Below are 23,514 nucleotides of genomic sequence, written 5' to 3'. Positions count from 1 at the left end.
GCTGTCCTCCCCGGAGGTGCACCAGGAGGGCGGGCCCGCCGCGAGGCCCGCCTGGTGGGCGCGCCGTGCGGGGTGGTGGTGCCACCACCGGACGCTTTGCCGGGGTGCGTGCGGGGGACGTGACGGCGTGCCCCCGCCCGCGCGCACCTGGCGGTGTATTAGCTGGGCGCAAAGATCGACGTCAGCGAGGAGAGGACATGGCGACGGCAACGGCACAGGGGCCGGTGGAGGAGTTCCGCCGGCTCAGTGACGGCGACGCGGAGCTGCGGGCGCACGGGGCGTACTTCAGCTGCACCTATCTACTGGACATGGAACGGCACGCCTTCCTGGTGCGCATGCACCGCGGCCGGGTGGAGGACCTCGTCGTCGATCCCGAGCCGCTCACCGCCTACGACTTCGCCATCAGGGCCGGCGCCGCGACCTGGCGGGAGTTCTGCTCGCCGGTGCCGAAGCCGATGTACCACGGCATCTGGGCGGCGAGCTTCCAGCGGGACATGCGGCTGGAGGGCGACCTGCTGGTCCTCATGCAGAACCTGCGCTGCCTCACCCGTCAGCTGGAACTGCTCCGCCTCACCGGCCCGCTGGGCTGAACCACCGTTCCGCCCCGCACCGCCGAAAGGACCCCTCGATGAGCACCGCCTCCCGTATCTCCCCGGTGACCGGCCACTACGTCACGATCGACGTGGAGGACGTCCAGTACAAGGTCTTCTACCTGGAGAACGGCCAGGGACAGCCGCTGGTGTGCCAGCACACGGCGGGCTGCCACAACCACCAGTGGCGCGGCCTCCTGGAGGACGAGGAGATCACCGCGAACCACCGCGTCATCGCCTACGACCTCGCCCGCCACGGCAAGTCCGACCCGCCGCTGAACAAGGAGTGGTGGAAGGAGGAGTACAAGCTCACCGCCGACCACTACGTCGCCTTCATCACCGCGTTCTGCGACGCGCTGGGTCTGGAGGACCCGATCTTCATGGGCTCCTCCTTCGGCGGGAACGTGGCCCTGCAACTGGCGCTGCGGCACCCGGACCGCTTCAAGGCGGTCATCCCCGTGGAGGGTGCGGACTACTCTCCCGGCTTCTACCTCGACTGGTGGCAGCATCCCCACGCCAACGCGGCGCAGGTCTGCGCCAGCGGGGTGTGGGACCTCATGGCCCCGCAGTCGCCCGACGCGGACCGCTGGGCGACCTGGTTCTACTACAGCCAGGGCTCGGAGGCGTTCAAGGGCGACCTGTACTTCTACTCCGTCGACCACGACCTCCGGGGCAGGCTGGGGGAGATCGACGGGGAGCGCTGCCCGGTCGTCATGCTCACCGGCGAGTACGACTACCTGACCACCCCCGAGGACGGGGCCCGTACCGCGGAGCAGATCCGCGGGGCCGAGTTCATCGAGATGAAGGAGATCGGGCACTTCCCGATGAGCGAGAACTACCCGCGCTTTGCCGGGTACCTCAAGCAGGCGCTGCGGCGGATCGAGGAGCGCACCGCCTCCTGAGGCACGCGCCGTACGCTGCCGCCCGCCGGGCCGCGGGGTGCCCCGCGGCCCGTGGCCGGGCGATCAGTTGAAGGCGTCGGGGTCCGGGCCGATGCGGGTGCCGTTGTCGAGGGCGGTGATCGCCGCGACGTCGGCGTCGGAGAGCACGAAGTCGAAGACGTCGAGGTTCTCGCGGATCCGCTCGGGGGTCACCGACTTGGGGATGACCACGTTGCCGAGCTGCAGGTGCCAGCGCAGGATCACCTGGGCCGGGGTCCTGCCCAGGCGGCCGGCGATGCCGGTGATGACCGGGTCCTTCAGGACGGCGCCCTGGGCGAGCGGGCTCCATGCCTCCGTGGCGATGCCGTGCCGGGCGTGGAAGGCGCGCAGCTCGGCCTGCTGCAGTTGGGGGTGCAGCTCCACCTGGTTGACGGCGGGCACGACGTCGCCGTTGTCGATGAGCCGCTGCAGGTGCGCGGGCTGGAAGTTCGAGACGCCGATGGCGCGGGCCCGGCCCTCGGCGTGGATCCTCTCGAAGGCGCGCCAGGTGTCCAGGTAGGTGTCACGGGCCGGGGCCGGCCAGTGGATCAGGTAGAGGTCCACGTGGTCGAGGCCGAGCTTGGCGAGGGAGGCGTCGAAGGCGGCGAGGGTGCTGTCGTAGCCCTGGTCGCCGTTCCACAGCTTGGTGGTGACGAACAGTTCGTCACGGGCGATGCCCGAGGCGGCGAGGGCCTGGCCGACGCCGGCCTCGTTGCCGTAGATCGCCGCGGTGTCGATGCTGCGGTAGCCGCTCTCCAGGGCCGAGGTGACGGCGGTCGCGGTGTCGGCGTCGGGCACCTGGAAGACGCCGAAGCCGAGCTGCGGCATGGTGACGCCGTTGTTCAGCGTGATGTCCGGGGTGGGGGTGGTCATGGTGCAGATCCTTTCGCGTCGCGGCCGGCGATGGGTGCCGGTGCGAGTGCGGACGGGTGAACGTCCCGGGAGGGGGCGGGGGACGCGCCCTTCCCGTGCTCCACGACCAGATTAGTTGCGCACGCGGTTAATTGCAAACGCGGAATAAGTTCGTGCGCGGAATGGCCGGGTCAGGAAGCCGGGACCTTCGCGCCCTGCAGGTCCTCCACCGCCTTGACCAGGGGGGCGAGCTCCGGGACGAGTGCCGCGTCGTCCATCGCCGAGCGCAGCGCCGCGTTGTTCGTCGGCCGGGCCTCCTCCAGCAGCTTCAGGCCGGCCTCCGTCACGTCCGTGTAGATGCCGCGCCGGTCGGTGGGGCAGAGGTAGCGGGCCAGCAGGCCGCGGTCCTCCAGCCGGGTGACCAGGCGGGTCGTCGCCGACTGGCTCAGTACGACGGCGTCGGCGACCTGGCGCATCTGCAGGTGGCCGCCCTCCCCGTCGTGCTGACGGCTGAGGACGTCGAGCAGGGAGTACTCGCGCACGCTGAGGTCGTGGTGAACCTGGAGCTGCTTCTCGATCCGCCCCTCGATCCGTCCGTGCAGGAGCGACAGGGCGTGCCACCCCTGGGCGAGGGCGGTCAGGGCCGGATCGGTGGCGGTCATCGAGGTCCCCTTTGTGCAGCGGCTGCGGGTGAAGGCTGTTCGTCGTCACTGGCCATGGTAAGCCGCCGCCCGGAGATGTCCAGCGTTTGACGTTATAGCGCGTCTGCAATTATTGTTTTCGCTTGTTAGGTGCCACTGCAACATCTGGAAGGTCTCCGCCATGCCTCTCGCGCTCCTGGCCCTCGCCATCGGGGCTTTCGGGATCGGAACCACCGAATTCGTGATCATGGGCCTGCTGCCCGAGGTCGCCTCCGACTTCGGGGTCTCCGTCCCCACCGCCGGCCTGCTCGTGACCGGCTACGGACTCGGCGTCATGATCGGCGCGCCGATCATGACGCTGCTCGGCACCAAGGTGTCCCGCAAGAACATGCTCATGCTGCTCATGGGCCTGTTCGTGCTCGGCAACCTGGTCTCCGCCCTGGCACCCGCCTTCGGCGTGATGATGGCCGGGCGCATCCTCGCCTCCTTCACGCACGGCGCCTTCTTCGGCATCGGCTCGGTCGTCGCCGCCGACCTGGTGGCCCCGGAGAAGAAGGCGCGCGCGATCTCGATGATGTTCGCCGGCCTCACCGTGGCCAACGTGATCGGCGTGCCGCTGGGCACCTTCATCGGTCAGAACGCCGGCTGGCGCGTGACCTTCTTCGTCGTCGCGGGCCTCGGCGTCGTCGGCCTGGCCGGCGTCCTCAAGCTGGTGCCCGACATGCCGAAGCCGCAGGGCGTGCGCCTGCGCCACGAACTGGGCGCCTTCCGCAACGTCCAGGTCCTGCTGGCCATGGCGATGACCGTGCTCGGCTTTGGCGGCGTCTTCGCGGCCATCACCTACATCGCGCCCATGATGACCGAGGTCACCGGGTTCGCCGACTCCTCCATCACCTGGCTGCTGGTCCTGTTTGGCGCGGGCATGGTCGTCGGCAACCTGGTCGGCGGCAAGTACGCCGACCGCGCCCTGATGCCGATGCTGTACACGGCGCTGGGCTCCCTGGCCGCCGTGCTGGCGCTGTTCACCCTCACCGCCCACAACGAGGTCACGGCCGGCGTGACGATCCTCCTCATCGGCGCCCTGGGCTTCGCGACGGTGCCGCCGCTGCAGAAGCGGGTCCTGGACCAGGCGTCCGGCGCACCCACCCTGGCCTCGGCCGTCAACATCGGCGCCTTCAACCTCGGCAACGCGCTGTCCGCCTGGCTCGGCGGGGTCGTCATCGCCGCGGGCTTCGGCTACACCGCGCCGAACCTCGTCGGGGCCGTCCTCACCGCCTCCGCCCTCGTGCTCGCGGTCGTCTCCGCTGCACTGGAGAAGGGCCGCGGCGGCCGGACCAGCCGGGTCGTCACCGGGGCCGCGCCCGCCGAGCAGCCGGCCCTCACCTCCCGGCACTGACCGCGGGGGCCGGGACCACAGGCACCGCCGGTCCCGGCCCCGACACCGCACCGACGAAGGCCCGCACCATGACCAGCACCGCCCTCACCCGCCTCACCGGCGCGCACCAGCGGCTCACCCTCGGACTCGAACTGCCCCTGGACAACGACTGGGGAGCCGGCCGCCGTGCCGCCGACCAGCAGGCCGGGCGCCCCTTCGGGGTGCCGGACCTGAGCGGTCACGCCGACCTCGCCCGGCTCGCCGACCGCCTCGGCTTCAGCGCCCTGATCCGCCTCGGCCTGCGTACCGGGCGCACCGCCCTCGTCGAACACCTGGGCGCGATGGCGGACCTGGGCGTCGCCCACGTCTCCCTCAACCTCCGTCCGGGGGACCGCCCGGTCGCGGAGGTACTGCACGAACTCGCCGAGGAGGTCCTGCCCCACTTCCCCGGGCGCTGACCCGGCGCCGGGCCCCCTCGGGGACCGGCGCCGCGCACCCGCCGCGCACGCGGGGAGGTCAGCGGTGCCGGGGACTGCGGCCCGGCGGCTGTTCCGGCGCCTGACGCGTGCGCAGGGTCGGCACCTTGCGCGTCTGCGGGCGGTCGACGGTGAGCGTGAACCCGTCGTCGTAGTGGTAGAGCTCGAGCGGCTCCCCGTCCAGCAGGGTGTACGTCGCCGCCGCGCCGGTGATCTCCACCCTCAGCCGCCGCCCCCGCACCTGCAGGGTGAAGGCGAGCCGCCGCAGCTTCTCCGGCAGCCGCGGTGCGAAGGCGGCGCAGCCGTCCCGGTACCGCATCCCGCCGAAGCCGCCGACCAGCGCGGCCCAGGTGCCGGCGAGGGAGGCGATGTGCAGGCCGTCACGGGTGTTGTTCTCCAGGTCGTGCAGGTCCATCAGCGCCGCCTCGCCCAGGTAGTCGTAGGCGAGGCGCAGATGACCGACCTCGGCGGCCATGATCGCCTGCGTCGACGCCGAAAGGGACGAGTCCCGCACCGTCATCGGCTCGTAGTAGGCGAAGTTCCGTGCCTTCTGCTCGTCGTCGAAGGCCTCCGGTTGCTTGACCATGGCCAGTACCAGGTCCGCCTGCTTGACCACCTGCCTGCGGTACAGGTCGAAGTAGGGGAAGTGCAGCATCAGCGGGTACTGGTCGGGCTGCGTGGTGGAGAAGTCCCACATCTGGTGCCGGGTGAAGCCCGCCGACTGCTCGTGGACGCCGAGCGCGCTGTCGTAGGGGACGGTCATGGCCGCGGCCGCGTCCCGCCAGGCGGCCGTCTCCTCGTCGTCGACGCCGAGGGCCGCGCCCTCCTTGGTGTGGCGTTCGACGACGTCGGCGGCGGCGCGCAGGTTCGCCTGGGCCATCAGGTTGGTGTAGACGTTGTCGTCCGCGATGGCGCTGTACTCGTCGGGCCCGGTGACCCCGTCGATGTGGAAGTTCCCGTGGGGGTCGTGGTGACCGAGGGAGTGCCACATGCGCGCGGTCTCCACCAGGAGCTCCACACCCGTTTCGCGCTCGAAGTCCTCGTCGCCGGTGAGGGAGACGTAGCGGACGACGGCGTCGGCGATGTCCGCGTTGATGTGGAACGCGGCCGTTCCCGCCGGCCAGTAGCCCGAGCCCTCCGAGCCGTCGATCGTGCGCCACGGGAAGGCGGCGCCCTCGAGGCCGAGCTGGTGGGCGCGCTCCCGGGCGGCGGGCAGGGTGGCACGGCGCCAGCGCAGGGCCTCCGCGACGGACTCCGGCGAGGTCAGGGTGAGCAGCGGAAGGACGAAGGTCTCCGTGTCCCAGAAGGAGTGCCCGTCGTAGCCCGAGCCCGTCAGGCCCTTCGACGGGATCGCACGCTGCTCGGCGCGCGCACCCGCCTGCAGGACGTGGAACATGGCGAAACGGACCGCCTGCTGGATCTCGGCGTCGCCGTCGATCTCCACGTCCGCCCGCGCCCAGAACGCGTCGAGGTAGTCGCGCTGCTCGTCGCACAGCCCCTGCCAGCCCGTGCTGCGGGCGCCCGCGAGCGCCGCCTCCACCTGGTCGCGCACGGCGGGCAGCGAACGGACCTGGGACCAGCCGTAGGAGACCATCTTCTCCAGGCGCAGCTTCTCCCCGGCCGCCAGGGACGAGGTGACGGTGAGCCGGCTGGTGTCGTCGTTGCTCTCGCTGAAGCTCCGGGTGGACGGCGGCCCCTCCACGGCGTGGTCGGCCGCCACCGCGACCCGCAGTCCGGTGACCGAGGTCGAGTGCACCAGGCGCAGACGGTTGTCCAGTGCCAGGTTCTCCTCCGGCTGCAAGGGGGAGTCCAGCACGGCCGAGACCCGGGGGTCGCCCGAGGTCGTCGGCAGCTGCTCGTTGGCCACCAGCTCGGACTGGACGACCAGGCGCACGTCGTCCACGGCCTCGACCTCGTACACCACCGCGGCGATGGACCGCTGGGTGAGCGAGATCAGGCGGGTCGAGGTCACCCGGATGGTGCAGCCGGCGGGGGAGGTCCATTCGCAGGTGCGGCGCAGATGCCCCGCGCGCAGGTCGAGGACGCGTTCATGCGAGACGAGCCGCCCGTAGCGCACGTCGAACGGCTCGTCGTTGACGAGCAGCCGGATGATCTTGCCGTTGGTGACGTTGATGACGGTCTGGCCGGCCTCCGGGTAGCCGTAACCCGCCTCCGCGTAGGGCAGCGGGTGCCGTTCGTGGACACCGTTCAGATAGGAGCCGGGCAGTCCGTGCGGCTCGCCCTCGTCGAGGTTGCCGCGCCAGCCGACGTGGCCGTTGGAGAGGGCGAACACGGACTCGCTCTGGGCGAGCACGTCGAGGTCCAGCTCCGTCTCACGCAGGCACCACGGCTCGACCACGTAGGAGGAGTGGCTGATCACGCGTCCGCCTCCAGCAGCTCGGCGAGGTCCCGTACGACGATGTCGGCGCCGTGCGCGCGCAGGGCGTCGGCCTGGCCCACCCGGTCCACCCCCACGACGTACCCGAAGTGGCCGGAGCGGCCGGCGTCCATGCCGGCCAGCGCGTCCTCGAAGACCACCGCCGCCTTCGCCTCCACCCCGAACTTGCGCGCCGCCTCAAGGAAGGTGTCGGGGTGCGGTTTCCCGGGGAGCTTGCGCTCGGCGGCCACCACACCGTCGATGCGCACGTCGAAGAGGTCCTCGATGCCGACCGCGACCAGCACGTCGCGGCAGTTGGCGCTGGAGGACACCACGGCCGTCCGCAGGCCGGCGGCCCGTACGGCCTTCACGTAGCGGACCGAGCCCGGGTAGGCCTCGACGCCCTCGCTGCGGATCTTCTCCAGCAGGATCACGTTCTTGCGGTTGCCCACCCCGTGCACCGTGTCGCGCTCGGGCGGGTCGTCCGCGGAGCCCTCGGGCAGTTCGATGCCGCGCGAGGCCAGGAAGGCCCGCACGCCGTCCGCGCGTGGGCGGCCGTCGACGTACTCGTCGTAGTCGGTCACCTTGTCGAAGGGGCGGAAGTCCGCACCCTCCCGGTGCCGCAGGAAGTCGTCGAACACCTCCTTCCAGGCGGCGGCGTGCACGACCGCGGTCTTGGTCAGCACTCCGTCGAGATCGAACAGGCAGGCCCGGATGCCCTCCGGGAGACCGGTCTTCGTCATGCAACGCGCTTCCCCGCAGCGGGCCCCGGGCATGCCTTCCGCGGCCGCGGACCACCGGGACGCGGGAACAATCCGGGCCGGGGCACGGTTCGACATAATGCGGGTGCCGTGAGTGGGCCAGTGACCCCGGGCCTCATCCCTTCGCCCGTGGGGACGATCGTTCGGCTGAAGCCCCACGGAGCCCCTCGCCGGGGGCGACCGCCACCGCGGCCCCGCAACGCAGACCGGCGCCGGTCAGGTTCCCCCGTCCTGACCGGCGTCTTCGCGTCTCTGGGGGACGGGCTTGATCACGGGCTCCCGGTACGGCACCAGGGCCTCGCTGACGACGGCGAGCGGACGCCGCGGCGCGGGGCGGGCGGCCTGAACGGCCGTCACGTAGGCCAAGGCGTCGGCGGGGGTGAGCGCCGGTATCCGTTCCCGCAGCTCGACCATGGCGAACACGCGGCCGCGGGCGGCCACCGACGTGCGTATCCCGTCGTCCAGATCGTCCACCGCGGTCCGCACCGGCAGTCGGCGGACACGCGCCCGGTACTCGTCCTCCCATCCGCCCATGAGGTAGTCCACAGGTCCGATCGCGTGCATGCGGCCGTCGGCACGGTCCACCAGGTACGGTCCGTTGCCGGCCAGGAGATGCTCCGCGTCGCCGGTCCTGACGTACTCCGCGGACTGGTAGACGACGACCCACACCAGTTCGTGGTCCTCGGCCTCCACCACCGCCATGCGCCCCGGGAAGCACCGGTCCAGGTGCTCCTGGACCCTCCGGACCGCGTCCTCGCGCTCGATCATGCGGGGAGCATCCCGCAACCGGCGCGGACCGGGCCAGTGGTCCTTGGTCCTAGGTCCCCGGCCGGCACGAGGCCCTGCTCTCCTCCGCGCTCTCCTCCGTGGCGGCCTTGAGCATGCGGAGTATCTCCTCGTGGCCCCTGCGGAGCCGTGTGCTGTCGTAGAACAGCGTGAGGAGCGGCCCGGAGAGCGACTCCTCGATCGTGACGACCGTCCGGCCGTCGTCCGTGGGTGCCATCCGCATCCGGTCGACCGCCTTCATCCAGCCCATCGCCAGCCCGGTCCACGACAGCTCCCGCTCGGGCGCCACCACGGCGAAGGAGGACGTGATGCGCGTCCCCCGCAGCTTCCAGCGAAAGCGTGCGTCCGGTTCCACGGCCCCGAGCTCGACGACGCGGGCGTCGGAGCGCCAGGTGTCCCAGGCCCGCAGGTCGCTGACGAGCCGCCACACCGTGGCGACCGGTGCGTCAACGGTGACCGAACTGGTCGACCTGACCGGGGCGCGCTCGTCCAGCCGGCCCTTCTTCGCGTACTCCTCGTGCAGTTCCCCGAGCGGCGGGCCCGCGTAGAACAGCTTCATCCCCATCCCCCGTCGAGAGCAGTGCTTCTTAATGAGAGCAATGCTCTCCCATGGGCATGGATGCGGTCAAGACCCGCCGGCGGCATGCGCCGGCGGGCCCGATGTTCCGCTGGTCGGGGGAGGGGTGGGTGCGTGTGCCCTACGGCGACGTCGCGGGGTCGGCGATCTCCAGGCGCGCGGGTGGCGGTTCCGGCAAGGGCCCGGAGTCGGCGGCGCGCAGCCCGTCGAAGGCCAGCGCGAGGTAGCGGCGCCACGCCTGCGGCTGGATGGGGAGCAGCGGTGCCGCCGTCTGGTGGATCCCGCCGAGCAGCAGGACGACGTCGGTCCCCGTGATGTCGCCGCGCACGGCGCCTTGCTCGCGCGCCCGGGCCGTGAGCGCCTCGGCGGCGTCGCAGAGCAGGGCGATGCGGTCGCGGACCTCGGCGTGCTGCAGTGACGGGCGGCCGATCACCTCGCAGAACGCGCGGTCGGTGGCGAGCGCCTCGACGCCGTCGGTCATGAACTCGCGCAGCGCCGCCCCCGAGTCGTCGGCCTCCAGGAGGCGGCCGGCCGAGCCGACGAGCTGGTCGAGCAACTGGAGCATGATCGCCGCGAGGAGGTCCTCCTTCGAGGCGAAGTGCCGGAAGACGGTGCCCTTGGCGAGGCCGGCCCGCTGGGCGATCTCACCGATCGGCACGTCGACCCCGCGCTCGGCGAACGCCGCCGTCGCCGCCTCGAGCAGCAGGCGTCGGTTGCGCACCATGTCCGCCCGCTGGCCCGGAGTGGCTGTCGTCCCGCTCATCCGCGCCTCCTCCCAGGTGTGGAGCCTATCACCAACGTGACCGGAGGGTCAGGTTAGCTGTTACGCTCAACATGACCCGGCGGTCACCTTCTGCCCGGGTCGCGAACCACGAACACGAACCCCTGGGAGAACAACGTGAGCGGCACCCTGGAAGGCAAGGTCGTCCTCGTCACCGGCGCGTCCTCGGGCATCGGCCGGGCCACGGCCATCGCCCTGTCGAAGGCCGGCGCCCTGGTCGCGGTCGGGGCCCGGCGGGCCGACCGGCTGAAGGACCTCGTGCAGGACGCCCCCGGCGAGATGCTTGCCATCGATCTGGACGTCACCGACCACGCATCGGTGCGCGACGCGGTCGCGGCGGCCGTCGAGCGCTTCGGAGGTCTCGACATCCTGGTCAACAACGCGGGCGTCATGCTCAGCGGCCCGATCCTCGGTGCGGACACCACCGAGTGGACGCGCATGGTCGAGACCAACCTGCTGGGCTCGATGTACGCGGTCCACGCCGCCCTGCCCCACCTGCTGGAGCGCAAGGGGGCCGTGGTCCAGGTCTCCTCGACCTCGGGGCGCACGGCGACGGCCGCGAGCGGCGTGTACTCGGCCACCAAGTTCGGCGTCACCGCCTTCGCGGAGTCGCTCCGTCAGGAGGTCACCGAACAGGGCGTCCGGGTCGTCCTGGTCGAACCCGGCTTCGTCTCGACCGAGCTGACCAGCCACATCACCGACCCGGCGATCCAGGCCATGGCCAAGAGCATGGCCGAGTCCATGCGGACCCTGCAGCCCGAGGACATCGCCGCCGCCGTCCTGTACGCGGTCACCCAGCCCGACCACGTCGCGGTGAACGAGATCCTGATCCGGCCCACCGACCAGGCCCGCTGACGAGGCCGGCCGCCGCGGACCGGGGAACCCTTCCGCGGCGGTCCGCTCGGCTCAGGACGGCTCCAGCGACTCCAGCATGATGCGCTGCGTCTCGGCGAGGTACGCCTGGGCCGCCGTGCGGGCCGTGGTCGCGGCACCGTCGATGACGGCGGTGACGAGGGGTTCCAGGCGGGCGGCCGCCTCCGCCGGGTCGCGGAAGGGGGCGACCAGGCGGGCGCGCAACGGCAGGTAGGCGGCGAAGAGGGTGTTGGTGAGGAGCACGTAGACGCGGTTGCCGGTGGCCTGGGCGAGGGCGCGGTGGACCTCGGCGTCGGCCAGTTGGACGGCGTCGGGGTCGGCGGCGGTGCCGACGGCGTCCAGGAGGGTGCGCAGCCGGGCGCGTTGCGGGGGAGTGGCCTTGACGGCGGCGCGTTCGGCGATCAACGTGCCGACACCGGCACGGACTTCGAAGATGTCGGCCAGCCACCCGGGGTTGTGCCGTACGAGCATGGGCAACAGGTCCGCACCGCCGAGGCGCAGGTAGTCGCGGACCCGGGTGCCGACGCCGTGGCGGGTCTCCAGGAGACCGGCCTGGGTGAGCCGGCCGAAGGCGTGCTTCACCGTGGTGCGGGTGACGCCGTAGCCCTCGGCGAGGCGTTGTTCCGGGGGCAGCAGGGTGCCGGCGGGGTGGGTGCCGCCCAGGATGTCCTCCTGCAGGCGGCGTTCCAGCACGTCGACGATGGTCTCGCGGGGCAGTGGCTCCACCGTGGTCGTCCTCTCGAAGCGGTCCGGTCCAAGCCCACTGAGCAACGGGGACCGCGTCAACACACTCAGGCAGTGGATGAGCCACTCATTCAATGAGTCTGTGTGCAACCTCTTGCCCTGACGTCGCGTCAGCGGCATCCTGCGTGGTGCCCAGGCCCCGTATGCCCCGTCCCCACGACCGCCGGAGTCTGCCCATGCCCCGTTTCCGCCGTTCCTCACGCCTGCTGACCCTGGCCGCGGCCGCCCTGTTCGCGGTGACCGCCACCGCCCCCGCCTCGGCCAACGCTCCCGACCCGTACTCCGAGCCGCCGTTCGCCGCCGCCTGCGACTGGCACGCGTACGGGGAGGGCGAGACCCCCGCCCCGTGGCTCTGGCTGTCCGACCCGGTGTGCGTGGAGTACTCCAAGCGCGACATCACCCTCGACAACGGCGGCGCCGTCCGCTTCCTGCTCGCCGAACCCGCCCGCTTCGCGCTCGCCCTCCCCGTGTGCCGCTACTACCAGCGCGACCACTGGAGCGTGCAGTCCACCACCGGCGCGGTCCCGTACGTCTCCTGGGACGGCCGCTACTGGTTCGACAAGCGCAACCGGCGTGCGGCGATGCTCCTGACGAACTTCCGGCTCAACGGGGTCACCGTGGGCATCGGCGACCTGGTGGCCGCGCTGCGTCCGCAACTGCCCGAGGTGGCGGACGTCCTGGACGCCTACGGGGACGAGGCCGGCGAGAGCGGGCTCTCCGTGACGCTGCCCTTCAGCCTCCTGTGCGCGGGGTGGTAGCCGATGGAGCCGCTCCCCGGCATCGACCGGCGCGCCGTGCTGCGCGGTCTGGCCGCCGCCGTCGCCGCCCTGCCCGCGCTGGGCACGGCGGCGGCTCCCGCCGCGGCCGCTCCCGCCGCGGCCGCTCCCGCCGCTCCCGCCGCGCTCGGCTCCTGGCCGGTCTCCACCCTGGAAGCCTTCGCCGACACCCTCGTGCCGGGGGAGCGACGTTCCCCCTCCGACCGCGCCATCGCCGGTGCCGCCCCCGGCCCGGGCGCCGTACAGGCCGGCGTCATCACCCTGCTCGCCTCGCCCGACCTCCCGCTGAACCCGCTCCTGCCGGGCATCGCGGCGCTGCTGGACGCCCGCGCCACCGCCTACGCGATCAGCCGGCTCATCCTGCTCCCGCTCGACCGCCCGCCTTTCGTCGGCCTCTCCTTCGACCACCGCACCACCCTGGTCACCGGGCTCTTCCGGGCCGACGACCTCGACCGCCCGATCTGGCAACTGCTCGCCTTCCTCGTCGGTCTGGCCTTCGACACCGCCGCCCACCGCCACACCGCGCAGGCCCTCGCCGAAGGCCACCCCGGTCTGGTCTGGACCGGCTTCCCCCCGCCCGACGCCGACGGCCTGTGGCGCTACCCGTCCCACTCCTACGGCACGGCCCTCGCCGAGCCGCACCCCGCCACCACCCCCTCCGGGAGCCCCGCATGAGCCCCCAGACCACCGATGTCCTCGTCATCGGCAGCGGCTTCGGCGGTGCGATACCCGCCTACCACCTCGCCGCCGCGGGAGCCCGGGTCACCGTCCTCGAACGCGGACCGCGCCTGGCCACCGAGGACTTCACCCACGACCTCGACCTGGGCGCGTACCCCCGCATCGTCGACGTGATCAAGGGAGACGGCATCTCGGTCGTCGCGGGCAACTGCGTGGGCGGCGGCAGCGTCGTCTACTTCGCCGCGTCGCTGCGCGCGCCGTCCTTCGTCTTCGACCGGCGCGACGCCTCGGGACGGCGGCTGTGGCCCGCCTCCCTCACCCGCGCCGCCCTCGACCCCTGGTACGAGCAGGTCGAGCAGGCCCTGCCCGTGACGAAGCTCGACTGGCCCGACGTCTCGTACGCGGGCGGCGTGCTGGCCGCCGCCTGCGACCGCGCCGGGCACACCTGTAACCCGGTGCCCGTCGCCGTCGACCGGGCCCGCTGCACCGACTGCAACTGGATGCTCTCGGGCTGCCGATTCGGCGCCAAGCGCTCCATGCTGCTCAACTACCTGCCCGCCGCGGAGGCCCACGGGGCCGAGATCCGCCCCCTGCACGAGGTGCAGCTGATCCGCCCGTCCACGGTGCCCGGATACCGCTACGCCGTCGACTACACCACCGTGGACCCGGCGGACTACACCTGCCCCACCGGCGCGGGCACCGTCCACACCAAGGTCCTGGTGCTGGCCGCGGGCGCGGTCGGCACACCGGTCCTGCTGCAGCGTTCGGCGCTCGCCCTGGGGGGAGTCCCGCCGGCCGTCGGCGGCTACTTCTCCGGCAACGGCGACCGGGTCAGCGTCGCGGAGATGGACGAGGGCAAGGTCCGCTCCCTGCTCGGGCTGGCGCGCAGCGCGACGGTGGCGTACGAGGCGCTGCACATCGGGATGCCGATCACCGCGGCGTCCTTCGACCGACTCGACGCCCGGGCGCCGGAGTTCTCCCGCTTCACCCTCCAGCAGATCTACTTCCCGACCGTGACCAACTCCCTCGCCCAGACCGCCGGGGGGCGTTGGTCGGGCGTCGCCAAGAAGCAGATGCGGGCCCGCTGGCGCTCCTGGCTCACCGTGCTCGCCATGACCGAGGACGAGGCCGAGGGCAGCTTCGGCGTGCCGCCCCTCACCGGCAGTTTCACCCGCCTGGCCAACGGGCTGGGCCTGGGCACCATGCGGTTCGCACCGACGGCCGGCACGCGGCGCGGCTGGTCCGAGGCCGACACCCACGCACGGGCGGTACTGGAACGGGACGGCCTCGCCACCGTCCGCCCGTGGAGCGAGGACGTGGCGGGCACGGTGACCGCCCATCCCCTCGCCTCCTGCCGGCTCGGCGACTCCGCCGCGATCTCCGCGCTGACCGAGCTCAACGAGCTGCGCACCCACCCCGGCCTCTTCGTGACGGACGGTGCGGCCGTCCCCACCTCCCTCACCGTCAATCCCTCCCTGACCATCGCGGCCCTCGCGGAGCGTGCCTGCCCCGCCATCGCCGCCCGCTGCGCCCAGTACGGCGTCGCCGTGCGCTACGCACCGAGCGATCCGCTCACCGGCGCGACCCGCGGGGGCGACATCGCGGCGGCGGCCCGTGCCGTCGCGGCCCGCGCGGGGGCTTGAGTCTCCCCCGGGGGGAGACGGAAGAGTGGAGGTGTGAACGGCGACGCGCGCTACTCGATCGGCGACCTGGCCCGGCGCACCGGGCTGACGGTCAAGACCATCCGCTCCTACTCCGACCGGGGGATCGTGACGCCGGCCGGCCGTAGTCCGGCCGGCTACCGCCGCTACGGCGACGAGGCCCCAGCCCGGCTGGAACTCGTGCGGACCCTGCGCGAGCTGGGACTCGACCTGGCCACGATCCGGCGGGTCGTGGACCGGGAGCTGTCCCTGCCCGAGGTCGCGGCGGCCCATGCCGCGGCCCTGGAGGCGCAGATCCGCACCTTGCGGCTGCGGCGCGCGGTGCTGACGGCCGTGGCCCGGCGCGGGTCCACCCCGGAGGAGACCGAGCTCATGCACGAACTGGCCGGGCTGTCCGCGGTGGAACGCGGACGGCTCATCGACGACTTCCTCGACGCCGTCCTCGGCGGACCCGGTGACCTCGCGGACGCCCCCACGCTCGCGGGCCTGCGCCGCTCCCTCACCCCGGAGCTGCCCGAGGACCCCGAGCCGGACCAGGTCCAGGCGTGGGTGGAGCTCGCCGAACTGTCACGGGACCCCGGCTTCCGGGCCACGATGCGCCGGATGGCCGGGGAGCACGCGGCCGACCGTGCCCGGGCCGGGACCACGTCGCCGCGCCGCGACGTCGTCGCGTCGGTCGGCGAGCGGGTGGGCCCCGCCGTGGCCGCCGGCGTCGACCCCGCCTCCGACCGGGCGCGTACGGTCGTCGCGGCCGTCGCCGCGGAGTACGCGGACCTCCTCGGCGCCGCGGACGGCGCCGAGCTCCGGCGACGACTGCTGACCCGTCTGCGGACCGCGTCCGACCCACGCCGGGAGCGGTACGCCCGGCTGCTCGCGGCGGTCAACGGCTGGCCCGTCCTGGAGAGCCGCGGGCCCGCCCTCGACTGGGCCGTCCGCGCCCTGGAGGCCGCCGCAGCGTGACCGGACGGCTCGCCGGGCCCTCACGCCGGTGCGCCGGACCCAGGTCCCGTCAGGTAGCGGGGGCGGATCACCGGCAGTAACTTGGGCGGCGGGTTCGCCCCGCACCGCCGGCCGTGCCGCGAGGCCGCCGGGGACGGAGCTCGGCCTTTCGGAGGGTGCGATGAGGGTAAGCCGATGACTGCCCCCTCCGGGCTGTCACGTTTCCGGCCGGCCGTGGTCATCGTCCTGCTCCTGGCGGTGGGGGCGGGGCTGTTCGCCGGTTCGTACAGCTTCGCCATGGCACATCCGACACCGCATCACATCCCGATCGGCGTCGTGGACGACTCCCCCCAGCTGCAGAAGTTCGTGGCGGGCATGGACTCGGGTCTGAGCACCGAACTGCTGCAGCGCCGCTTCGCCACGCGGGCGGCCGCCGTCGACGCCGTTGACCGGCAGCATGTGTTCGCCGTGGCGCAGACCAGGGCCGGGGGCGGCGCCGTCTCGTTCGACCTGGTGCCGGCCGCGGGGGCCTCGGTGGCGCGTGTGCTGGCGGCGGCGGCCCCGGTGGCGGCCGCGCAGGCAGGGGTGCGGCTGACCCTCGGCGACCTCAGACCGCTGCAGCCCGGCGACCCGCAGGGGCTCGCGATCTTCTACATCACGCTCGCCGCGGTCATCGTGGGCTTCCTGGGCGCGGTGCAGCTGACCGTGCACGCGTCGGAGCTCAGACCGCTGGAGCGCTTCCTGACGATCGTCGCGTACTCCGCGCTCGGAAGCCTGTCCATCGTCGCGGTGGTGGACTGGGGGCTGCACGTGCTGCGGCTGCCCTTCCTCCAGTCCTGGGCGATCCTGACCCTCACGATGGTGACCTCGGGGCTGGTGTTCACGGCGTTCTACATGCTGTTCGGCAAGTGGGCCATCCTGCCGACCTGGTTGCTCATGGTGCTGCTCGGCAACCCGTCCTCGGGCGGGGCGGTGTCCTGGCTGCTCCTGCCCGAGCCGCTGGGGGCCGTCGGCCGCTGGCTGCCGCCCGGGGCCTCGGTCAACGCCCAGCACAACGCGATCTACTTCGCCGAGAACCAGTACGCCTTCCCGTACCTGGTGCTCTTCGGCTGGGCGGCGGCGGCCGCCGCGGTGGCGTGGACCTGGCGGCGGCGCCGGTACCCGCACATGTGACCCCGTACGGTCGTACCGGACGGCGTCACACCCGTACGGCGGCCGCTCAGCGGCGGTGCCGCTGCGCGGTCACGATGTCCCGCGTCGCACGCTCGGCGGATCCGCTGAGCCGCTGGACGCGGGCGGCGAAGACCGGGAACTGCCCGGCGACGGCGCTGAGCAGGCGCAGCTCGGGCGGGGCCACGTTCACCTCGCCGAGGTTGCGTTCGACGGCCCGGACGACCCCCGCCGTGACCTGTCGGGGCGTCACGGTACGCGCCCCGGCGGGCGCCTTGGCGCCCGTGTCGGCGAACATGCCCGCGTCCCGGACGAATCCGGGCTGGACCAAGGACACCCCGACACCGGTCCCGTGCAGGTCCTCGCGGAAGCCGTGGGCGAAGCCGCGGAGGCCGAACTTGGTCGCGCTGTACAGGGAGGTGGACCGCGAGGCGGCCTTGCCGGACAGTGAGCCGATGAGGACGATGTGGCCCCGCCCGGACCCGACCATGGCCGGCGCCAGCAGCCGCGCGAGCAGGACCGGTGCCCGCAGGTTCACCATCAGGGCGCGGTCGAGCTGGTCGGGGGAGTAGTCCAGCAGCTCGCCGCTGCTCGGCAGGGCGGCGTTGGCCACGAGGACGTCGACGCCGGCGCACTCGGCGGCCAGCCGCTCCACGTCGGCGCGATCCGCGAGGTCGGCGGGGACGGCCCTCGCGTCCAGGCTCTTGGCCAAGGGTTCGAGGACGTCGGCGCGGCGCCCGCTGAGGGTCAACCGCGCGCCCCTGGCGGCGAGTTCGCGCGCCATGTCCTGGCCGAGCCCACCCGTGGCACCGGTGAGCAGAACAGTTGCACCGGCGATGCGCATCCGTCTAACCTCCCGTCTCGTTCGTTCGAACGAACAATAGGGAGAGGGGGCGGCCGTGTCCACTGCCCGTACCGAGGGGCTTGCGGCGCAGGCCCGGGCGTTGCGTGAAGGCGATGTCACCGCGGCGGAGCTGGTGCGCGTGACGCTCGGCCGCATCGACGCCACCCAGCCGACCGTCAACGCCTTCCGCCGCGTGCGTGCCGAGGCCGCCCTGGCGGAGGCCGAGGAGGCCGACCGGCGGCTGGAGCGCGGCGAGCGGCTGCCGCTGCTGGGCGTCCCCGTCGCGATCAAGGACGACACGGACCTGGCGGGCGAACCGACCGCGTTCGGTTGCGCCGGGGCCTTCCCGGCCAAGTCCGAGGACGGCGAGGCGGTACGGCGGCTGCGCGCGGCCGGCGCGATCGTCGTCGGCAAGACCAACACCTGTGAGCTGGGGCAGTGGCCGTTCACCGAGGGCCCCGCCTTCGGTGCCACCCGCAACCCGTGGGACCTGGGGCACACTCCCGGGGGTTCCTCCGGCGGCGCCGCGGCAGCGGTGGCCGCCGGGGTGGTGGCCGCGGCGCTGGGCTCGGACGGGGCGGGTTCGGTCCGCATCCCCGCGGCGTGGACGCGTCTGGTGGGCATCAAGCCGCAGCGTGGCCGGGTCTCCACCTGGCCCGACGCCGAGTCCTTCCACGGCCTGACCGTCAACGGCCCGCTCGCCCGCACCGTTGGCGACGCGGCGCTGCTGCTGGATGCAGCCGCCGGACAGCACCCGGGCGACCTCCACCGGCCCCCGGGCATCGCCGCCGTCGAGGCGGCCGGACGCGAACCGGGCCGGCTGCGGATCGCAGTGTCCTGGCGGCCCCCGTTCGTCGCCGCCCGTGCCCCGCTCCACCCGTCCGTGCGCCGCGCGCTCGGGGACCTGGCCGACGCCTTCGCCCGGCTGGGCCACGAGGTGGAGGAGGCCGAGCCGCGCTACGGCCTGATCGGACTGAGCTTCCTGCCCCGCGCGTTCGCCGGCATCAGCCAGTGGAGCGACCGCGTCCCGGACCGCACGCTCCTCGACCCCCGCACCCTGACCGCCTCCCGGAACGGGCGCTTGCTCGCCGGGGCCGCCCTGCGCCGCGCCCGCCGCGCGGAGGGCGGCCAGCACCGCCGGATCGGCGAGATCTTCTCCCGCTTCGACGTGCTCCTCACCCCCGCCACCGCCACCCCGCCCCCGGCCGTGGGCGCCATGACCGAGCTGTCCGGGCGGCGCACCGACCAGGCGGTGATCGCGGCCTGCCCGTACGCCTGGCCCTGGAACGTGCTCGGCTGGCCCGGCATCAGCGTCCCGGCGGGCTTCGGCGACGGCCTGCCGGTGGGCGCCCAGCTCCTCGGGCCGGCCCACAGCGAGCCCCTGCTGATCTCGCTCGCCGCACAGCTGGAGAGCGATCAGCGCTGGTACGAGCAGCGCGCCCCCGCCGCGGTGACACAATGACAGGCATGCCCAACCCCGCCGGCACCCGCCAGAACATCATCAGTGCCGTCCTGCGGATCATCGGTCAGGACGGTGTCGCCGCGGTCACCAACCGGCGCATCGCCCAGGAGGCCGGGGTGTCCCTCGGCTCGGTGACCTACCACTTCGCCACGCAGCACGACCTGCTGCGGGAGAGCCTGCTGCACTTCGTGGAGGAGGAGACCGGCCGCTTCACCGAACTGGCCGCCCGGGGGCAGGAGGAGGGCATCGACCTCAAGGGTGCCGCCGCGCTGGTGGGGCAGGTCGCCGAGGGGACGGGCTTCGACAGCACCCACCTCGCGCCCTTCGAGCTGTACGTCCAGGCCGGCCGCGACCCCGCGCTGCGGGACGCCGCGGCGGAGTGCTTCGCCGCCTACGACCGGCTCGCCGCGTCCGTGCTGACCGCCCTCGGCGTGCCGGACGCCGAGGAGGCCGCCTCGACGGTCGTGGCCCTGGTGTTCGGGATGCAGCTGCGCCGCCTGGCCACCGGCAGCTCGGCCGAGAGCCTGGTCGACGCGCTGCTCCTGCTGGCACGGGGCGCCTCGGGCGCCCGCTGACCCGGGCCCGCCGGACTACGCGCGCGCCTGCCCGGCCGCCTCGGCGGCGAGCTTCGTGACCTCGTCCGCGGCCCGCTTGGCGCGTCCGGAGACCTTCCAGGCGACCATGCGCATCGCCACGGCCGGCGACGGGGGGAAGACGCCGAGCTGGCCCAGCATCGTGACGTCGTCACGCAGCGCCTCGTGCCGGACGACCTTGCCGTCGCGGAGGTCGAGCAGGTGCACCTGCTCGAAGTCGACCTCGCGCCCCGTGGGAGGGATCGCCTGGTCGAGGACGCCGTCCCGGAAGCGCACGAACGGACCGGTGTGCCGTCCCTGCATGCGCAGCCGGATCCAGACCTGATCGTCGTTGCGCGCGATGCCCAGCACGGGGAAGCGCAGGTCGCTGAAGGCCGAGCGGAGCCACGCGCCAGAGGCCAACGTTCCCGCCGGGCCGGGTGTCGAACAGGCCGCGGGCGAGACGGCCGCCTCCCGGTTGTGGTTGTCGGCGCCCACGACCTCGGCGGCCAGCGCCGCGTCGCCCGTCTCCAGGATCCGGAAGAGCCCTTCGGCCAGGTCCTTGGCGTCCATCGCCATCGTTCCCACCTTTCGCCCGCCCGTCCTGCGGGCCGGTCTCACCGGATGCGCGAGCCGCGCATCCGATATTGAGGTTATAGAGGACCGATTGGATAGGTCAAAGCGGCACTGATAGTAGGATGACGGCATGGTCACCAAGCGCGCATACGTCTCCCCGCTCCGTGAACAGGCCGCGGCGCGGACGCGTGCGGTGATCCTCGAACAGGCGGAGCAGCTCTTCGCCGAACGCGGCTACGGGCGGGTGACCGTCGCGGACATCGCGGCGGCGGCCGGGGTCGCGTCGAAGACGGTCTTCGCGAGCGTCGGCAGCAAATCGGAGGTCCTGGACCGGATCGTCGACAAGGCCGTCGTGGGGTCCGGTTACGAGGGGGCCGTCGCGCGCATCCTGGCCGTACGGACGCCCGAGGGCGTCCTCCGGGCGCTCGCCGGCGGCACCCGGGCGGGCAACGAGAGCCAGTTCAAGGCGCACGAGGCGATTCAGAAGGCGTTGCCCGTGCACGAGAACGGCGAGGCGCTGTGGGAAAGGGCGACGGCGGACTACCGGGAGGCGCTGCGCGCGGTCGCCCGGCATTTCCTGGCGGTGAGCGCACCCGCCCCGCGCTACTCGCCGGAGGAGACCGCCGACCTGCTCTGGTTCTGGTTCGGCCCGACCGGCTGGCGCACGCTCGTGGTGGAGAACGGCTGGTCGTGGGACCGGGCCGAGGAGGTCCTGTACCGCACGGCGATGGACGCCCTCGTGTGAAACCGCGGCTTCCCGAGCGTGGAGGAATGCGGGGGAAATCGCGTGATGATGTGTCACAAACCCGGTCCGGGTGTCACTCGTTAAGGCGATCCGTGGATTGACGGGCGTTCACCGGGGAATGCGTTCTGGCGAAAGGGAGTGATTCTTCATGGATTTGAAGATTCGCAGGCTCGTTTTCGGTGCGGGAATGCTGGGAGTCGTGCTGGGCACCGTGGTCGGGGTGCTCTCGGCGGGCACGGTCTACAGCGTCGTCGTCGGCGCGTTGCTGTGCGCGACGGCCGGTGTCGTCGCGGTCCTCTACTGGGGCGAGCACGGAGGCGCCCGGCGCCGCCGTGCCCGGTGGGCCCAGCGGCCGGAGCAGATCCCGCACCCGCGGCGGTTCGGGCGGCTCGACGGCCCCGACGCCTTCCGCTACTGACCCGACGGGGCGCGGCGCCCGGGACCGGAACCGGGACGCGGGAGCGCCGGCTTCCCGGGCGCCCCCATACAACGCCCGAAGCGGGGAAGGCGGGCATCCGACGCCACAGTGGAGGTGCCCATGTCGCCCGTGTCCCACCGTGTCCACGACCCCCGCCACCCGTCCGACGCCCTCGCCCGCAGTCGGCGAACGTCCCCGCCGCACGCGGAGGATCTGCGATGATCGCCGCATTGGTGCTCGGGCTGCCGGTGTTCCTGCTCGGGCTGATGCTCGTCCTGTCCGCAGTGGAGGACCGGATCGTGAGTCCTCCCCCCACCCAGCCGTCGGCAGGCCCCAACGCGCCCGGCACGCACGCGCCGTAGGGCGACCGCCCACCACGGCCCCCCGGCGGTCCGGCGGCGGAGGAGGCACGTTGCCCGAAGCCGGCGCAACCACCGATACCGACGCAACCCCCGATGCCGGGCCAGGCGGCCTCATCGTCTTCCTCAACGGGACGTCCAGTTCGGGGAAGTCGAGCATCGCCAGGGAACTGCTGCTCACCCTGGACGGGACCTACTTCCACATGCCGGTGGACGCGTTCCACGCCATGCGGTCCCGTCGCGAGGTCGGCCCGGAGGAATTGCCGGGCGTACTGCGGCGCACCTGGCGGGGATTCCACCGCGCGGTCGCCGGCATGGCCGCCGGGGGCAACAACGTGGTGGTCGACCACGTCCTCAGCGAGCCCTGGCGCCTGCGGGACTGCCTCGGGCTGTTCCCCCCGAGGGACGTCGTCCTGGTGGGGGTGCACTGCTCGCCCGGGGAACTCCGGCGGCGCGAACGCGATCGCGGGGACCGCCCCGAAGGCCTGGCGGCCCGTCAGTCCGGACTCGTCCACGCCCACGGCCTCTACGACGTCGAGTGCGACACGACCGAGGCCTCCGCGGCGGAGTGTGCCCGCCGCATCCGTGACTTCCTGCCCCGCAGGCCGTTCCCGACCGCGTTCGAGCGACTGGCGGCCGTCACCCGGTGAGTTCCTGGGTGCCGAGCACGGTGAGCAGCGCCAGGCGGTCGGCGTCCTCGGTGCCGGGTTCTGCGGTGTAGACCATGATGCGCAGGTCGCTGCCCGTCACGGTGAGCACGTCGCAGTCGAGGGTCAGCGGGCCCACGCGCGGGTGGTCGAACGTCTTGCGGGCCGCCTCGTGGCGGCCGACCGCGCCGGCGTCCCACAGCTCGGCGAAGCGGTCGCTGTTCGCGCGGAGGTCGGAGACGAGCCGGCGCACCTGCGGGTCGGCCGGGTAGCGGTCGGCGGCCGCGCGGAGGTCGGCGACGAGCGCCGACTCGAAGGCGGCCAGGTACTCCGGGGTGCGCCGGATCCGCTCGCCCCCGCCGACGAAGTGGTTCCAGACCCCGTTGCGCTGGTTGCCGCGCCACCCGGACGGATCGCCCATGAGCGCCGCGTACGGGGGATTGGCCACCAGCAGCGTCCAGGACGCGTCGTAGACGGCGACCGGGGTGCCGGTCAGCCGGTCGAGCAGACGCTGGACGCTGGGCGTGATGTAGGCGGGGACGGTGTCCGGTCCCGGGGGCGCCAGACCGGCCAGCTGGAACAGGTGCCCGCGCTCGTCCGGGGACAGCCGCAGCGCCCTGGCCAGGGCTTCCACGACCTGCGCCGACGGATGGGAGGCCCGGCCCTGTTCGAGCCGGGTGACGTAGTCGACGGAGATCCCCGCCAGCTGGGCCAGTTCCTCCCGGCGCAGTCCCGGGGCACGCCGGTGCCCGCCGACCGGCAGCCCGGCGGCCTCGGGGGCCACCCGCTCCCGCCACCGCCGCACCGCTCTGCCGAATTCCGTCGCCGCCATGCCCCCAGTGTGCTGCGCGGGCCGCGTGGCTGCCTGGTACCCGCAGTCCCAGGAGGTCCGGCGACGGTGGTACGGGGCCGGC

General features: G+C 72.9%; 27 protein-coding genes. 16 read left to right on the top strand and 11 right to left on the bottom strand.

Annotated elements, in window-relative coordinates; all coding sequences use genetic code 11:
- Window positions 1-197 precede the first annotated feature (197 nt).
- Window positions 198-590, top strand: coding sequence for a hypothetical protein (locus ABZ312_RS07630; protein ID WP_500324712.1), 393 nt, complete (start codon window positions 198-200; stop codon window positions 588-590).
- A 38-nt stretch (window positions 591-628) separates the two neighbouring features.
- A complete protein-coding gene (locus ABZ312_RS07625) occupies window positions 629-1,492 on the top strand; it encodes an alpha/beta fold hydrolase (protein ID WP_499515879.1) in 864 nt (287 codons plus the stop codon).
- A gap of 63 nt (window positions 1,493-1,555) precedes the next feature.
- Here the strand turns inward: ABZ312_RS07625 and ABZ312_RS07620 are convergent, their stop codons facing one another.
- Complete coding sequence (locus ABZ312_RS07620; RefSeq protein WP_500324714.1) at window positions 1,556-2,383, bottom strand: aldo/keto reductase; 828 nt, start codon at window positions 2,381-2,383, stop codon at window positions 1,556-1,558.
- 170 nt (window positions 2,384-2,553) lie between these two features.
- Window positions 2,554-3,024, bottom strand: a complete 471-nt coding sequence (locus tag ABZ312_RS07615; protein WP_500324716.1) for a MarR family winged helix-turn-helix transcriptional regulator — start codon at window positions 3,022-3,024, stop codon at window positions 2,554-2,556.
- Window positions 3,025-3,184: 160 nt separating this feature from the next.
- On the opposite strand from ABZ312_RS07615, the gene ABZ312_RS07610 reads away from it, so the two are divergent.
- The gene (locus ABZ312_RS07610; RefSeq protein ID WP_499515882.1) at window positions 3,185-4,399 is read left to right on the top strand and encodes an MFS transporter; all 1,215 of its coding nucleotides are present in this window, start codon (window positions 3,185-3,187) and stop codon (window positions 4,397-4,399) included.
- A gap of 68 nt (window positions 4,400-4,467) precedes the next feature.
- On the top strand, window positions 4,468-4,836 hold the full coding sequence (locus ABZ312_RS07605) for a hypothetical protein (RefSeq protein WP_500436779.1): 369 nt from the start codon (window positions 4,468-4,470) through the stop codon (window positions 4,834-4,836).
- Between the two features lie 58 nt (window positions 4,837-4,894).
- Here ABZ312_RS07605 and ABZ312_RS07600 read toward each other — a convergent pair whose 3' ends face one another.
- The 5 genes from ABZ312_RS07600 to ABZ312_RS07580 form a co-directional block, all read right to left on the bottom strand.
- The gene (locus ABZ312_RS07600) at window positions 4,895-7,234 is read right to left on the bottom strand and encodes a glycoside hydrolase family 65 protein (RefSeq protein ID WP_500324720.1); all 2,340 of its coding nucleotides are present in this window, start codon (window positions 7,232-7,234) and stop codon (window positions 4,895-4,897) included.
- On the bottom strand, window positions 7,231-7,974 hold the full coding sequence (locus ABZ312_RS07595) for an HAD family hydrolase (RefSeq protein WP_500436777.1): 744 nt from the start codon (window positions 7,972-7,974) through the stop codon (window positions 7,231-7,233). Before ABZ312_RS07595 ends, ABZ312_RS07600 begins: the two co-directional genes overlap by 4 nt.
- Window positions 7,975-8,208: 234 nt before the next feature.
- The gene (locus ABZ312_RS07590; protein ID WP_500436775.1) at window positions 8,209-8,760 is read right to left on the bottom strand and encodes a YrhB domain-containing protein; all 552 of its coding nucleotides are present in this window, start codon (window positions 8,758-8,760) and stop codon (window positions 8,209-8,211) included.
- A 49-nt stretch (window positions 8,761-8,809) separates the two neighbouring features.
- On the bottom strand, window positions 8,810-9,337 hold the full coding sequence (locus ABZ312_RS07585) for an SRPBCC family protein (protein ID WP_500436773.1): 528 nt from the start codon (window positions 9,335-9,337) through the stop codon (window positions 8,810-8,812).
- A gap of 139 nt (window positions 9,338-9,476) precedes the next feature.
- Window positions 9,477-10,118, bottom strand: coding sequence for a TetR/AcrR family transcriptional regulator (locus tag ABZ312_RS07580; protein WP_500324727.1), 642 nt, complete (start codon window positions 10,116-10,118; stop codon window positions 9,477-9,479).
- A 135-nt stretch (window positions 10,119-10,253) separates the two neighbouring features.
- On the opposite strand from ABZ312_RS07580, the gene ABZ312_RS07575 reads away from it, so the two are divergent.
- Window positions 10,254-10,991 carry an SDR family NAD(P)-dependent oxidoreductase gene (locus ABZ312_RS07575; RefSeq protein ID WP_500324729.1) on the top strand — a complete coding sequence of 246 codons (738 nt, stop codon included), beginning with the start codon at window positions 10,254-10,256 and terminating at the stop codon, window positions 10,989-10,991.
- Window positions 10,992-11,042: 51 nt separating this feature from the next.
- On the opposite strand, the gene ABZ312_RS07570 is transcribed toward ABZ312_RS07575, so the two are convergent.
- Window positions 11,043-11,735: a FadR/GntR family transcriptional regulator gene (locus tag ABZ312_RS07570; protein WP_500324731.1), complete on the bottom strand. Its 693-nt coding sequence runs from the start codon at window positions 11,733-11,735 to the stop codon at window positions 11,043-11,045.
- A gap of 194 nt (window positions 11,736-11,929) precedes the next feature.
- Between ABZ312_RS07570 and ABZ312_RS07565 the strand changes: the two genes are divergently transcribed.
- The 5 genes from ABZ312_RS07565 (at window position 11,930) to ABZ312_RS07545 (ending at window position 16,980) form a co-directional block, all read left to right on the top strand.
- Window positions 11,930-12,511, top strand: coding sequence for a hypothetical protein (locus ABZ312_RS07565; protein ID WP_500436771.1), 582 nt, complete (start codon window positions 11,930-11,932; stop codon window positions 12,509-12,511).
- A 3-nt stretch (window positions 12,512-12,514) separates the two neighbouring features.
- Window positions 12,515-13,204, top strand: a complete 690-nt coding sequence (locus ABZ312_RS07560) for a DUF5987 family protein (protein WP_500436769.1) — start codon at window positions 12,515-12,517, stop codon at window positions 13,202-13,204.
- A complete protein-coding gene (locus ABZ312_RS07555; RefSeq protein WP_500324735.1) occupies window positions 13,201-14,850 on the top strand; it encodes an FAD-dependent oxidoreductase in 1,650 nt (549 codons plus the stop codon). The genes ABZ312_RS07560 and ABZ312_RS07555 overlap by 4 nt, the downstream gene beginning before the upstream one ends.
- Window positions 14,851-14,883: 33 nt before the next feature.
- A complete protein-coding gene (locus ABZ312_RS07550) occupies window positions 14,884-15,828 on the top strand; it encodes a MerR family transcriptional regulator (protein ID WP_500436767.1) in 945 nt (314 codons plus the stop codon).
- 174 nt (window positions 15,829-16,002) lie between these two features.
- On the top strand, window positions 16,003-16,980 hold the full coding sequence (locus ABZ312_RS07545; protein WP_500356632.1) for an ABC transporter permease: 978 nt from the start codon (window positions 16,003-16,005) through the stop codon (window positions 16,978-16,980).
- 46 nt (window positions 16,981-17,026) lie between these two features.
- Here the strand turns inward: ABZ312_RS07545 and ABZ312_RS07540 are convergent, their stop codons facing one another.
- Complete coding sequence (locus ABZ312_RS07540) at window positions 17,027-17,821, bottom strand: SDR family NAD(P)-dependent oxidoreductase (protein ID WP_500436765.1); 795 nt, start codon at window positions 17,819-17,821, stop codon at window positions 17,027-17,029.
- A 55-nt stretch (window positions 17,822-17,876) separates the two neighbouring features.
- Here ABZ312_RS07540 and ABZ312_RS07535 point away from each other — a divergent pair, with 55 nt between their 5' ends.
- Window positions 17,877-19,283, top strand: a complete 1,407-nt coding sequence (locus ABZ312_RS07535; RefSeq protein WP_500436763.1) for an amidase — start codon at window positions 17,877-17,879, stop codon at window positions 19,281-19,283.
- A 5-nt stretch (window positions 19,284-19,288) separates the two neighbouring features.
- Window positions 19,289-19,858, top strand: a complete 570-nt coding sequence (locus ABZ312_RS07530; protein WP_500324745.1) for a TetR/AcrR family transcriptional regulator — start codon at window positions 19,289-19,291, stop codon at window positions 19,856-19,858.
- Between the two features lie 15 nt (window positions 19,859-19,873).
- Here ABZ312_RS07530 and ABZ312_RS07525 read toward each other — a convergent pair whose 3' ends face one another.
- Window positions 19,874-20,434: an ester cyclase gene (locus tag ABZ312_RS07525; RefSeq protein ID WP_500436761.1), complete on the bottom strand. Its 561-nt coding sequence runs from the start codon at window positions 20,432-20,434 to the stop codon at window positions 19,874-19,876.
- Window positions 20,435-20,561: 127 nt separating this feature from the next.
- On the opposite strand from ABZ312_RS07525, the gene ABZ312_RS07520 reads away from it, so the two are divergent.
- From ABZ312_RS07520 to ABZ312_RS07505, 4 genes are all read left to right on the top strand, one after another.
- Window positions 20,562-21,176 (top strand): TetR/AcrR family transcriptional regulator, encoded by a 615-nt coding sequence (locus tag ABZ312_RS07520; protein ID WP_500356628.1) that lies wholly within the window; start codon window positions 20,562-20,564, stop codon window positions 21,174-21,176.
- A gap of 148 nt (window positions 21,177-21,324) precedes the next feature.
- Window positions 21,325-21,594 (top strand): hypothetical protein, encoded by a 270-nt coding sequence (locus ABZ312_RS07515; protein WP_500356626.1) that lies wholly within the window; start codon window positions 21,325-21,327, stop codon window positions 21,592-21,594.
- Between the two features lie 218 nt (window positions 21,595-21,812).
- Window positions 21,813-21,956 (top strand): hypothetical protein, encoded by a 144-nt coding sequence (locus ABZ312_RS07510; RefSeq protein ID WP_500324752.1) that lies wholly within the window; start codon window positions 21,813-21,815, stop codon window positions 21,954-21,956.
- Window positions 21,957-22,006: 50 nt separating this feature from the next.
- The gene (locus ABZ312_RS07505; protein ID WP_500436759.1) at window positions 22,007-22,603 is read left to right on the top strand and encodes a chloramphenicol phosphotransferase CPT family protein; all 597 of its coding nucleotides are present in this window, start codon (window positions 22,007-22,009) and stop codon (window positions 22,601-22,603) included.
- On the opposite strand, the gene ABZ312_RS07500 is transcribed toward ABZ312_RS07505, so the two are convergent.
- Entirely contained in the window at window positions 22,593-23,432 is an 840-nt protein-coding gene (locus tag ABZ312_RS07500; RefSeq protein ID WP_500324756.1) for a helix-turn-helix transcriptional regulator, read from the bottom strand. The two genes, ABZ312_RS07505 and ABZ312_RS07500, sit on opposite strands and share 11 nt — an antisense overlap.
- Between the last annotated feature and the right edge of the window lie 82 nt (window positions 23,433-23,514).

This window comes from Streptomyces sp. NPDC006207, assembly GCF_040613835.1.
GTDB lineage: Bacteria > Actinomycetota > Actinomycetes > Streptomycetales > Streptomycetaceae > Actinacidiphila.
Note: the sequence above shows the minus strand (reverse complement) of the source record. Positions and strands in the feature narration are given on the sequence as shown.